The organism is Agrobacterium tumefaciens (assembly GCF_005221325.1).
Lineage (GTDB): Bacteria > Pseudomonadota > Alphaproteobacteria > Rhizobiales > Rhizobiaceae > Agrobacterium.
The window spans coordinates 2140608-2152301 of sequence record NZ_CP039888.1 but is presented as its reverse complement, the minus strand read 5'-3'; the positions used below and the strand labels follow the sequence as shown (position 1 = coordinate 2152301).

Here is an 11694-nt window from a genome sequence, read left to right as displayed (position 1 = left end):
CTAAGGACCCCGACATGACGATCCGATCTTTTCTCGGAGCCATCTTCCTCTGGCTCACCATGGGGATCGCAGCCTACGCCGTCGCGCAGAGCGATCCAAAGGCGCTGATCGACCAGCTCGGTACGGCTGACTTCAAGCGGGCCGAAGTTCTGATCGGGCAGATCGCCGCAACGGGCGATGCGCGTGTCGTACCGGCGCTCGAGGCTTTCGCATCGGGCGATCTTTACGTGCGCAAGGCCGACAATCTGGTGTTCATGACGAAGCCGTCGGGTTCCGATTTCACGCTCATCGATCCGCTGACCGGCGAAAGCGCCGGCGAAGCGCCAAAGGCGGCTGTTACCAAGATCAGGGTCAACAACAATCTGCGCCGGGTCATTCGCGCCGCGATGGGTGGCTTGACCCTGCTCAGCCCGGAACGCTCGGTGCGGCTTTCTGCTGCCGATGCGGTTCTCAAAGCACCGAGCGCGGAAAATCTCGAATTGCTGGAAACGGCCATATCAAAGGAAACCGATAATGAGGTGCGGACCCGGATGGAGGAGGCGCGGGCTGTCTCGCTGCTCTCCTCCGACCGCCCTCTCGAGGTGAAGAAAGAAGCGATCGCCACCATCAAGAAACTCGGCGGGCGCGATGCGATCAGCATTTTGATGGCGGCGACGCCATCGGTTGACCCGAGCCTGAAGCCTGATGTGGACGAGGCGATTTCCAGCATCGAGAGCGCACTGGCCTTTTGGGATTATGCGCAGAATGTCTGGTACGGCCTGTCGCTCGGCTCGGTTCTGCTACTGGCCGCCATCGGCCTTGCCATTACCTTCGGCGTGATGGGCATCATCAACATGGCGCATGGCGAGATGGTGATGATCGGCGCTTACTCCACCTTCATGGTGCAGGAGCTGATCCGCACCCATTTCCCCGGTTTGTTCGACTGGTCGCTCGCCATCGCCTTGCCCGTCGCCTTTCTGGTCACGGCCTTCGTGGGTCTCGTGATGGAACGCGGCGTCATCCGCTACCTCTATGGACGGCCGCTTGAGACATTGCTTGCTACCTGGGGCATCTCGCTGATCCTGCAGCAGGGTGTACGTTCCATCTTCGGCCCGACCAACCGGGAAGTCGGCAGTCCCGGCTGGATGTCCGGCTCCTTCAGCGTCGGTTATCTCAATTTCACCTGGAACCGGGTCTGGATCGTCTGCTTTTCGCTCTCGGTGTTCTTCGCCTTGCTGGTTCTCCTAAAGCGCTCCGCTTTCGGCCTGCAGATGCGCGCCGTAACCCAGAACCGCCGCATGGCGTCTTCCATGGGTATCCGCACCCCCTGGGTGGACGCCTTCACCTTTGCGCTCGGCTCCGGCGTCGCCGGTCTTGCCGGCGTGGCGCTGTCGCAGATCGATAATGTCTCGCCCAATCTCGGCCAGAGCTACATCATCGACAGTTTCATGGTGGTGGTGTTCGGCGGCGTCGGCAATCTCTGGGGAACTTTGGTCGGGGCGCTGTCGCTCGGCGTGCTCAACAAGTTCCTGGAGCCGACGGTGGGGGCCGTGCTCGGCAAGATCCTCGTGCTCGTCCTCATCATCCTGTTCATCCAGAAGCGGCCGCGCGGTCTCTTCGCACTCAAGGGAAGGGCGATCGAAGCATGATTACCGGCTTCCTCCTGCGCGCGCTCGATCGCCGCATTTCCATCGCCATCGGCATCATCCTGGCCATCGCCGTGCTGGTGCCCGCCTCCAACCTGCTGTTGCCTGAAGACAGCGCCTTCCGCATCCCGACCTACATCATGTCGATGCTCGGCAAATATCTGGCCTATGCGCTTCTTGCGCTGGCGCTTGATCTCGTTTGGGGATATTGCGGCATTCTCTCGCTCGGCCACGCCGCCTTCTTCGCGCTCGGCGGTTATGCCATGGGCATGTATCTGATGCGGCAGATCGGCACGCGCGGGGTTTATGGCCATCCGGTGCTGCCTGACTTCATGGTGTTCCTCAACTGGAAGGAACTGCCGTGGTTCTGGCACGGCTTCGACATGTTCTGGTTTGCGGCGCTGATGGTGCTTGTCGTGCCGGGGCTGCTGGCCTTCGTGTTCGGCTGGTTCGCCTTCCGCTCGCGCGTCAACGGCGTTTATCTCTCCATCATCACCCAGGCCATGACCTATGCCCTGCTGCTCGCCTTCTTCCGCAACGATATGGGCTTCGGCGGCAATAATGGGCTGACTGATTTCAAGGATATTCTCGGGTATTCCGTGCAGGCCGATGGCACGCGTGCCGTGCTGTTTGCGATGACGGCGGTAATGCTGGCGATCTCGCTGCTGATTGCATCCGGCATCGTCAATTCCAAATTCGGCAAGGTGCTGGTGGGCGTGCGCGATGCCGAAAGCCGGGTCCGTTTCCTCGGTTTTCGGGTAGAAAACATCAAGCTCTTTACCTTCGTCGTGTCGGCCATGATGGCGGGCATTGCGGGGGCGTTGTTCGTGCCGCAGGTGGGCATCATCAATCCCGGCGAATTCTCCCCCGCCAACTCCATCGAAGTCGTGGTGTGGACGGCTGTCGGCGGGCGCGGCACGCTGATCGGGCCGATCATCGGCGCTGTTCTGGTCAATGGCGGCAAGAGCTATTTCACCGGGGCTTTTCCCGAATTCTGGCTGTTTGCGCTGGGTGGCCTCTTCATCGCAGTGACGCTGTTCTTCCCGAAGGGCATCGTCGGCACGGTGCAGCATTATCTTGCCGGGCGGCGCGAGAAGCGTAACGCGGCAGGGACCATTCAACAGCCGGGCAATGACAGTGCCGCGACATCGGCGCAACAGGCAGCGGAGTGAGGCCATGAACACCGTTTCCGAAAACAGAACGAAAAGCCTGCTTTATCTCGATGGCGTCTCGGTGTCCTTCGATGGTTTCAAGGCGCTGAATTCCCTCTCCTTCGTGGTGGAACCGGGTGAGCTTCGTGCCATCATCGGCCCGAATGGCGCCGGCAAGACGACGATGATGGATATCATCACCGGCAAGACCCGGCCGGATACGGGCACGGTGCTGTTTGAGGACAGCGTCGACCTCACCAAAAAGGACGAGGCGGATATCGCCCAGCTCGGCATCGGTCGGAAATTCCAGAAGCCGACGGTGTTTGAGAGCCATACCGTCTGGGACAATCTGGAACTGGCGCTCAACCGCAAGCGCGGCGTTTTCGCCACGCTCTTCTACCGGCTGACGGAGGAGGACAAGGCGCGCATTGAGGAAATCCTTGTGACCGTACGCCTTAGCCACCGCCGCGGCGATCTCGCCGCCAACCTTTCGCACGGCCAGAAACAGTGGCTTGAGATCGGCATGCTGCTGGCGCAGGAGCCGAAGCTGCTGTTGGTGGATGAGCCTGTGGCGGGCATGACGGATGCGGAAACGGCGGAAACAGCCGTGTTGCTGAAGGAAATCGCCAGGACCCGCTCGGTGGTGGTTGTGGAGCACGATATGGGCTTCATCCGCGAACTGGGCGTGAAGGTGACGTGCCTTGCCGAAGGTTCGGTGCTGGCGGAAGGGTCTATTGATTTCGTGTCGAGCGATCCGAAGGTGATCGAGAATTATCTGGGACGGTGATGGTGGTGTTTGCATCTGCCGTACCCCCTCTGCCCTGCCGGGCAGAGGGGGTAGCGCCTCCCACCAATGCGCCAATGGAGCTTCACCATGCTAAATGTCGAAAACATCAACCTCCATTACGGTGCGGCCCAAGCGCTCCGCGGCGTGTCGCTCACGGCGGAGATGGGCAAGATCACCTGCGTCCTCGGCCGCAACGGCGTCGGCAAAAGCTCGCTCTTACGCGCCGTCACCGGCCAGCAGGCCATCAGCGCCGGAACGATCAGTTTCGCTGGTGTTCCGCTCGATGGGCTGGCACCCTACCATCGGGCCAAGCGCGGCGTCGGTTATGTGCCGCAGGGGCGGGAAATCTTTCCACTGCTCAGCGTGCAGGAGAATCTGGAGAGCGGTTATGCGCCGTTGCCGCGCAAGGAGCGGTTCATTCCTGATGATATTTTCAGCCTGTTTCCCGTGCTGCAAACCATGCTGTCGCGGCGCGGCGGCGATCTCTCCGGCGGGCAGCAGCAGCAGCTTGCCATCGGCCGGGCGCTGGTGACGCGGCCGAAAATCCTCGTCCTCGACGAACCGACCGAGGGCATCCAGCCGTCGATCATCAAGGATATCGGCCGGGCGATCAAATATCTGCGCGATTCCACCGGCATGGCGATCCTACTGGTTGAGCAATATCTGGATTTCTGCCGTGAGCTTGCCGATTACGTCTACATCATGGATCGCGGTGAAATCGTACATGAAGGGCTGGCCGAGACGCTGGATACGCCCGAGGCGCGGCGTCATCTGACAGTATAATTGGAGACTAAAACCGCCCCGCGCCGATCACGGCGTGTAAACGGCCGATTAATATTTTGAAAGCCTATGCACCTGAGCATGGCTTTCATGCGCAATTTTAGCATTTCATTGAATAAAGGCCTGTGCTATTGGCAGCGCAAATGCTGCATGCGAGACACAGGAAAAGTCTATTCGCACGCCGCGACAGTTGATCCCTTACATTCCATGCACATCCGACGTATCGTTGGAGATATGTGCCAATAAAGGCGTGTCAATGCATCCAGACTTTGCCCTTGGCCGGGCCACCCGGCTGTTTCGCTCCGCCCGCACCCTGGTTCTGGGTCTTGCGATGTGCGCGAGCACCGGTGTCGCAGCGTCGGCATCGACCTGCGGTCAGCTTCCCGGACCTGGCATGGAGCCGGGCAGGCATGATTTTTCCATTCTCTCCAACGGAGAAAAACGCGACGGCGTCTATTTTGTTCCCTCGGCCTATGATGGAAAAAAGCCGCTGCCGGTCGTATTCGATTTCCATGGCTCCAACAGCAACCCGCATGGCCAGCTGAACCGCAGCGGCTGGGACAAGCTGGCCGAGCGTGACGGCCTTGTGGTCGTGGCGCTGGCGGGTAGCCTCAGCGGCGAATTGCCCGGCACCCATGCCTGGAACGTTCCCGGTGTCACCAAACGTCCGGGCGGGCTGGATGAGGTCGGTTTCATTCACGATGCCATCACCATGGTGAAGGGCAAGTTCTGCGTGGATGAGGAGCGTTTTTACGGTTCCGGTTATTCCGGCGGCGGGCGCATGCTGTCGCAATTCATCTGCAGCGGCAACCCGGATTTTAACGCTGCCGGTTTCGTCGCTTCGCTCCGCGCCGGTTATCCGCTGGAGACCGAAGGCAAGTGGGGCCCCGATGCGGCAAGCTGCCAGCCAGCGCGGCCGATGTCGATCATCGCCTTTGCGGGCTTGAAAGACCCCGCCAACCCCTATCAGGGCGGCGGCAAGTCCTATTGGCAATATAGCGGCGAAACGGCGCTGAAGCGCTGGGCTGAGATGGACGGCTGCAAGGGCGGCGCAAAAACCAGGCCGGGTGAGAGCTTTACCGTCAATTCCTATGACGTCTGCAAGGCTGGCGCGCGCATTCAGTCCTATGTCATCGAGAACTGGGACCATGCCTGGCCGCGCGCCACCATGAAGGCCGAAGTGCTGGCCGCGAGCGCCGTCGTCACCCGCAAGCCGGGCGGCGAGCAGACGCCGAAGGCCGAACCCGCCGTGGAGCGCAAGATGCCCACAGGCGAAGTGATGCGCACGGTTGATGCGGCCGAAAGAATGTGGGATTTCTTCCGCAACACGGAAGGGCAGCTGGTGGTGGACGCCGTCGTCAAGAAGGATTGCGGCGCCAAGGCCGTATCCGCTTCCGCAACCGCTTCGGAGACCGCGTGCAGCCAGAACAGCAAGCCATCGGCGCTTCCGGTCGCGAAGACGCTCAACCTGTCCGGCAGCAGCGCGCCCGTGGCAGAGGACGCATTGTAACCAAGGCCGTCGAAGGGCGCAGTCGGCTGGACGAGCTGTTCCAGGAAGGCTGTGCCAAAATCCGCCTGCCGGACACCTTTTCCAATGAGGCTGAAGCCATCCTCATCAATTCCTCCGGCGGGTTGACCGGCGGAGATGAGATCGAATGGCAGGCAGTGGCCGGTGCCGGCACCTCGCTTGTCGTGACCACGCAGGCTTGCGAGAAGGTCTACAAGGCATCATCAGGCACAGCCACGGTCATGGCCCGCGTGTCTGCCGGGCCGGGCGCGAAACTGCACTGGCTGCCGCAGGAAACCATCCTCTTCGACCGGGCATCGCTCACCCGAAGGCTCGAAGCCGATCTCGACCAATCCTCTGAATTCATCGCCGTCGAAGCCGTTCTGCTTGGCCGCCAGGCCATGGGCGAGACGATGACGCATGGGCTTTTCCGTGACCGCTGGCGTATTCGCCACGGTGGCAAGCTGGTACATGCCGAAGAACTTCTGCTTGCGGGCGAAGTGGCGCAGCTGACCGCCAAACCGGCGGTTCTGGCCGGTCAGGTCGCCTTTGCGACGCTGCTTTATATCGGGCCTCTGGCCGAGGCGCTTCTGCCTAAAATCCGGGCTATTGCCGGGGAAAGCGGCGGCGCCAGCGAATGGCAGGGCAAGCTTGTCGTGCGCGTCTCCGCAGCGGACGGTTTCTCCCTCAGAAAATTGCTTTTTCCGATCATTTCGCTCTTGCGAAACGGCGCGCCAGTGCCGAAAGTCTGGAATCTATAAACCCCCAAGGTCGCCTCGTGACAGGCATCCTTCGGGGGCTGTCAAATGTCGGATCTGATCTCCCGCAAGCCTGTTTGCGGGGCAGATGCCAAGCTGCGGGACGACGATGAACCTTAGCCCAAGAGAAAAAGACAAGCTTTTGATTTCCATGGCCGCCATGGTGGCGCGCCGCCGGCTGGAGCGCGGCGTGAAGCTGAACTATCCCGAAGCGATTGCGCTGATTACCGATTTCGTGGTCGAGGGGGCCCGTGACGGCCGCGCCGTTTCCGATCTGATGGAGGCCGGTGCGCATGTGATTTCCCGTGATCAGGTGATGGATGGCATTGCCGAGATGATCCACGACGTGCAGGTGGAAGCGACCTTCCCTGATGGCACCAAGCTGGTGACCGTTCACGAACCGATACGCTGAGGGGGCTAGACATGGCGCTGGAGCTTCGGCCCAATTGCGAATGTTGCGACCGCGATCTTGCGCCTGACAACAGGGATGCGATGATCTGCTCGTTCGAATGCACTTTCTGCGTTGATTGCGTGACCGGCGTGCTCAAAGGCGCCTGCCCGAATTGCGGCGGCGAACTGGTGCGCAGGCCCGTCCGCACGGCGGCGAAACTCGTCAACAACCCGGCATCAACGAAGCGAGTGCTGAAGGCCGAAGGCTGCGCATCCGCCACTGCCGCCTGAAAACAAGGGGAAACACTCATGAAGCCAGGCGAAATCATTGCCGCAGAAGGCACCATCGAACTTAATGCCGGCCAGCCGACGGTGACGATCGAAGTGGCCAATTCGGGCGACCGGCCGGTGCAGGTGGGCAGCCATTATCACTTCTTCGAGACTAATGCCGGTCTCCTGTTCGACCGCGACAGGACGCGCGGCATGCGTCTCGATATTCCCGCAGGCACGGCGGTGCGTTTCGAGCCCGGCCAGAAGCGGGAAGTGACGCTGGTGCCGCTGTCCGGCAAGCGTGAGGTTTATGGTTTCCGTCAACAGGTCATGGGGAGGTTATGAAATGGCGACGGCGCATTATCATGGAAGCTGCCAGTGCGGCAGCGTCAGCTTCGAGGTCGATGCCGATCTTGACCATACCGTCATCTGCAATTGTTCGCGCTGCAAGCGTCTGGGCTCCACGCTCGCCTTTGCGCCGCGGGAGAAATTCACCCTGCTTTCCGGCGAGGACACGCTGAGCGAATATCTCTTCAACAGGCACAAGATCCATCATTTCTTCTGCTCCACCTGCGGCATTGAAAGCTTTGCCTATGCCGATGGGCCTGACGGTACGCCGATGGTGGCGGTCAATGCCAATTGTCTCGACGGCGTCGATCCAAGGGCGCTGACGTCGCAGGCTTTCGACGGCGCGGCGGCCTGAGCGATGGCGATGAACCCGCAAAATTTCCGCCTCGCAGCCGCAGCATTGCTGTTGCTGACGGGCGGCGCGGCAGGCCCTGCACTTGCCGACGACGCGCCCGACTGCAAGGCGCCGCAGACGCAGGCGGATATGACAATCTGCGCCGGCCAGGACCATGAAAAGGCCGACAAGGATTTAAACGCCGCGTATCAGAAGCTTCGCAAGCAGCTTGCCGACCGTGACAAAACGGCCGACGCAAGCAGCAAGGGCGCGACCGACGCTCTGGTGACCGCCCAGCGCGCATGGGTGGCATTTCGCGACGCCAATTGCGCGCTATCAGGTTTTCAGGCGCGTGGTGGCTCGATGGAGCCGATGCTGATCGCGTCCTGCCTCGCCGATATGAGCAGCAAGCGCGCGGAAGAACTAAAAGCGTTAACCGACCAGTTTTGAGTACAGCCTGAGCCCATGACCAACGAACATATTTTATATATTCCGCGCCGTGCGAAGATCGTCATAACGGCGCTCGCGATATTTTTTTTCCTGCTCTCGATAGCGGTCGTTTTAGTTCTTTTGAATGAAAAAGCCGATGCGGGGGTGGTTACCACTGGGTTGACGCTTGCGCAGACTTGTGCCGCCGGACTGGGCGTTATCGCAATCGTTTTTTATACGCGATTTAACGTAAACGTGTCCTTTTTGAAAAAAAGAACCGAGGATTTTCTTATCCGGGAAATCCCGGATGCCTTGCGCATCGTTGACTACAAGGACAGCCTCTTCACAGAGCTCACTCGAGCCTATCGGCCGAATCCACTTGTGACCAAGACGCGGATAATGGCGAATTACGACCACGGCAATCATTATTGTCAGTACCGCGTGCTCGCTTACGGCGTGGAGCAGAAAATATATGTTCAAGTGAATGTAAAGCGCTTCGTTGTATCGTATTTTCTGGATGCCGACCTGGCTGGTGAAGCCGATATACGGCAAAGGTTGAATTACGTCGTGGCAGCGGCAGAGGCGGCAGGCTATAGTTACAAATATGAAGACGTTCACGATACCGCTCATGGAAGCGTCTCGGCTCAGCTCCGATTGTTTAAGACTCTTCCTGACGATTTTCTGGTGAACGCCAGCGAACGTCTTTTTCTCGCCAACGACTTTGCCAGCATGACACGCGCGCTCATCAGAGCTTTGCCCGGGTGCGTGGTGGATTTACCGATAAAAAGCGATGTCACTGAAACGGATGAAGTTGCCTGACTTTGTTTCTGTGCCCGTTGCCGTGTTTTCAAGGAGCCTGAACCATGCCCTACAAGATTTCCCGCGCCGCCTATGCCGGTATGTTCGGTCCGACCGTTGGTGACAAGGTGCGACTGGCCGATACCGAACTCTTCATCGAGATCGAGAAGGACCACACGACCTATGGCGAGGAAGTGAAATTCGGCGGCGGCAAGGTCATTCGCGACGGCATGGGTCAGAGCCAGGCGACGCGCGCCGAAGGGGCTGTCGATACCGTCATCACCAATGCCGTGATCGTCGACCACACAGGCATCTACAAGGCGGATGTGGGCCTGAAGAATGGCCGCATCCACGCCATCGGCAAGGCCGGCAATCCCGATACCCAGCCGGGCGTCACGATCATCGTCGGTCCCTCGACCGAGGCGATTGCGGGTGAAGGCAAGATCCTGACGGCCGGCGGCATGGACGCGCATATTCACTTCATCTGCCCGCAGCAGATCGAGGAAGCGCTGATGAGCGGTGTGACCTGCATGCTGGGCGGCGGTTCCGGCCCCGCACATGGCACGCTCGCCACCACCTGCACCGGCGCGTGGCACATCGAGCGGATGATCGAGAGCTTCGATGCCTTCCCGATGAACCTGGCGCTGGCCGGCAAGGGCAATGCCTCGCTGCCGGCACCGCTGGAAGAGATGATCCTTGCCGGCGCTTCGTCGCTGAAACTGCATGAGGACTGGGGCACGACACCCGCCGCCATCGACAATTGCCTGACGGTGGCTGACGAATATGACGTGCAGGTGATGATCCACACAGATACGCTGAACGAAAGCGGCTTCGTGGAAGACACCGTCGCCGCCATCAGGGGCCGCACCATCCATGCTTTCCACACCGAAGGTGCAGGCGGCGGGCACGCGCCTGACATCATCAAGGTCTGCGGCAACCCCAACGTCATTCCGTCTTCCACCAACCCGACGCGGCCCTATACCGTCAATACGCTGGCCGAACATCTCGACATGCTGATGGTGTGCCACCACCTGTCGCCGTCCATTCCTGAAGATATCGCCTTTGCCGAAAGCCGCATCCGCAAGGAAACCATCGCGGCAGAAGATATTCTCCACGATATCGGCGCGTTTTCGATCATCTCGTCGGACAGCCAGGCCATGGGTCGTGTCGGCGAAGTGGCGATCCGGACCTGGCAGACCGCCGACAAGATGAAACGCCAGCGTGGTCGCCTGAAGGAAGAAACGGGCGAGAACGACAATTTCCGTGTGCGCCGTTACATCGCCAAATACACCATCAACCCCGCCATCGCCCAGGGTGTCAGCTATGAGATCGGCTCGGTTGAAGTTGGCAAGCGCGCCGATCTGGTGCTGTGGAACCCGGCCTTTTTCGGTGTGAAGCCTGAAATGGTGCTGCTTGGCGGCTCGATTGCGGCCGCCCCGATGGGCGATCCGAATGCCTCCATTCCCACACCGCAGCCGATGCATTATCGGCCGATGTTTGCGGCCTATGGCAAGCTGCGCACCAACTCCTCGGTCACTTTCGTTTCGCAGGCGTCGCTGGATGCCGGCCTTGCCCAGCGCCTCGGCGTTGCCAAGAAGTTGCTGCCGGTGAAGAATGTGCGCGGCGGTATTTCCAAGGCCTCGATGATCCACAATTCACTCACCCCGCATATCGAGGTCGATCCCGAGACTTACGAGGTGCGGGCGGATGGCGAGCTTCTGACCTGCGAACCGGCCACCGTGCTGCCGATGGCGCAGCGTTATTTCCTGTTCTGACGGCGTTCCCGTCTTGAGAAGCATCATAAGGTGGACCGGCGGCACTGTGCTGCTGCTCATCGCGCTTCTTGTGCTCGGCACCGTCGTGCCGCGCCCCTTTTTCGCCGATGATGCAAACGGTGCGAAAGATCGCGAAATCCTGCTTTTGTCCAACCCGATCCATACCGACATCGCCCTGCCGGTTGATGACGATCTGCGGCGGGTGTTCGCCGAATTGCAGGAGGGCGGCATTGCGGTCAATCATCCGGCTGCGGCCTATCTGGTCTTCGGCTGGGGCGGCCGGTCGTTTTATATTCAGACGCCCACCTGGGGCGATCTGAAACCGATGCCGGTGCTGCGCTCGTTTACGCTGGACCGTTCGGTCATGCATGTGGATGTGACCGGGGATTTTCCCGCCGATCTGGCCGGGGTGAAACGCCTTCGTATTTCCGAAGCGGAGTATCAGCGCCTTGTCGCGGGCATCCGGGCGAGTTTTGCCAGAAATGACGGCAAGGCCCAGCTCGTCCCCGGCGTCGCTTATGGTCTGACGGACGCTTTTTTCGAGGCGAATGGCGGGTTCAACGCGCTGGCCGGCTGCAACACCTGGTCGGCCGCCATGTTGCGCGAGGCCGGTATTCGCACCGGCTGGTGGACGCCATTGCCGCCGCTGTTGCGCTGGTCGGTAGACCTGCACAATTGATCTCTCACCGGTGCGGCATTTCGTGCATTTGACGGCCGATAATCCGATTTTTATGCTGCACCG

The 11694-nt window shown here is 60.3% G+C and carries 14 protein-coding genes; all 14 read left to right on the top strand.

The genetic code is table 11. The features are described from left to right. The first annotated feature begins 14 nt into the window (after nucleotides 1-14). The 14 genes from urtB to CFBP5499_RS11130 all read left to right on the top strand — a co-directional run bounded on the left by urtB (nucleotide 15) and on the right by CFBP5499_RS11130 (nucleotide 11631). Nucleotides 15-1628: an urea ABC transporter permease subunit UrtB gene (gene urtB / locus CFBP5499_RS11195; protein WP_080824444.1), complete on the top strand. Its 1614-nt coding sequence runs from the start codon at nucleotides 15-17 to the stop codon at nucleotides 1626-1628. Next, nucleotides 1625-2797 carry an urea ABC transporter permease subunit UrtC gene (gene urtC / locus CFBP5499_RS11190; RefSeq protein WP_080824445.1) on the top strand — a complete coding sequence of 391 codons (1173 nt, stop codon included), beginning with the start codon at nucleotides 1625-1627 and terminating at the stop codon, nucleotides 2795-2797. Before urtB ends, urtC begins: the two co-directional genes overlap by 4 nt. A 4-nt stretch (nucleotides 2798-2801) precedes the next feature. Continuing rightward, nucleotides 2802-3563: an urea ABC transporter ATP-binding protein UrtD gene (urtD, locus tag CFBP5499_RS11185; protein WP_080824446.1), complete on the top strand. Its 762-nt coding sequence runs from the start codon at nucleotides 2802-2804 to the stop codon at nucleotides 3561-3563. Between the two features lie 87 nt (nucleotides 3564-3650). Next, entirely contained in the window at nucleotides 3651-4346 is a 696-nt protein-coding gene (gene urtE / locus CFBP5499_RS11180; protein ID WP_080827232.1) for an urea ABC transporter ATP-binding subunit UrtE, read from the top strand. A gap of 253 nt (nucleotides 4347-4599) precedes the next feature. After that, complete coding sequence (locus CFBP5499_RS11175; protein ID WP_080824447.1) at nucleotides 4600-5853, top strand: alpha/beta hydrolase family esterase; 1254 nt, start codon at nucleotides 4600-4602, stop codon at nucleotides 5851-5853. Continuing rightward, nucleotides 5760-6611, top strand: coding sequence for an urease accessory protein UreD (locus tag CFBP5499_RS11170; protein ID WP_175416693.1), 852 nt, complete (start codon nucleotides 5760-5762; stop codon nucleotides 6609-6611). Before CFBP5499_RS11175 ends, CFBP5499_RS11170 begins: the two co-directional genes overlap by 94 nt. A gap of 106 nt (nucleotides 6612-6717) precedes the next feature. Next, nucleotides 6718-7020 (top strand): urease subunit gamma, encoded by a 303-nt coding sequence (locus CFBP5499_RS11165; protein WP_063948239.1) that lies wholly within the window; start codon nucleotides 6718-6720, stop codon nucleotides 7018-7020. 11 nt (nucleotides 7021-7031) lie between these two features. Beyond that, complete coding sequence (locus CFBP5499_RS11160; protein WP_080824448.1) at nucleotides 7032-7289, top strand: DUF1272 domain-containing protein; 258 nt, start codon at nucleotides 7032-7034, stop codon at nucleotides 7287-7289. An 18-nt stretch (nucleotides 7290-7307) separates the two neighbouring features. Then, nucleotides 7308-7613, top strand: a complete 306-nt coding sequence (locus CFBP5499_RS11155) for an urease subunit beta (RefSeq protein WP_080824449.1) — start codon at nucleotides 7308-7310, stop codon at nucleotides 7611-7613. Nucleotide 7614: 1 nt separating this feature from the next. Further along, entirely contained in the window at nucleotides 7615-7971 is a 357-nt protein-coding gene (locus CFBP5499_RS11150) for a GFA family protein (protein ID WP_080824450.1), read from the top strand. Nucleotides 7972-7980: 9 nt separating this feature from the next. Continuing rightward, nucleotides 7981-8400, top strand: coding sequence for a lysozyme inhibitor LprI family protein (locus CFBP5499_RS11145; protein WP_080824451.1), 420 nt, complete (start codon nucleotides 7981-7983; stop codon nucleotides 8398-8400). A 15-nt stretch (nucleotides 8401-8415) separates the two neighbouring features. Then, nucleotides 8416-9198, top strand: a complete 783-nt coding sequence (locus tag CFBP5499_RS11140; RefSeq protein WP_080824452.1) for a hypothetical protein — start codon at nucleotides 8416-8418, stop codon at nucleotides 9196-9198. Nucleotides 9199-9242: 44 nt separating this feature from the next. Then, entirely contained in the window at nucleotides 9243-10952 is a 1710-nt protein-coding gene (gene ureC, locus CFBP5499_RS11135; protein WP_080824453.1) for an urease subunit alpha, read from the top strand. Between the two features lie 13 nt (nucleotides 10953-10965). After that, a complete protein-coding gene (locus CFBP5499_RS11130; protein ID WP_080824454.1) occupies nucleotides 10966-11631 on the top strand; it encodes a TIGR02117 family protein in 666 nt (221 codons plus the stop codon). The last annotated feature ends 63 nt before the right edge of the window (nucleotides 11632-11694 follow it).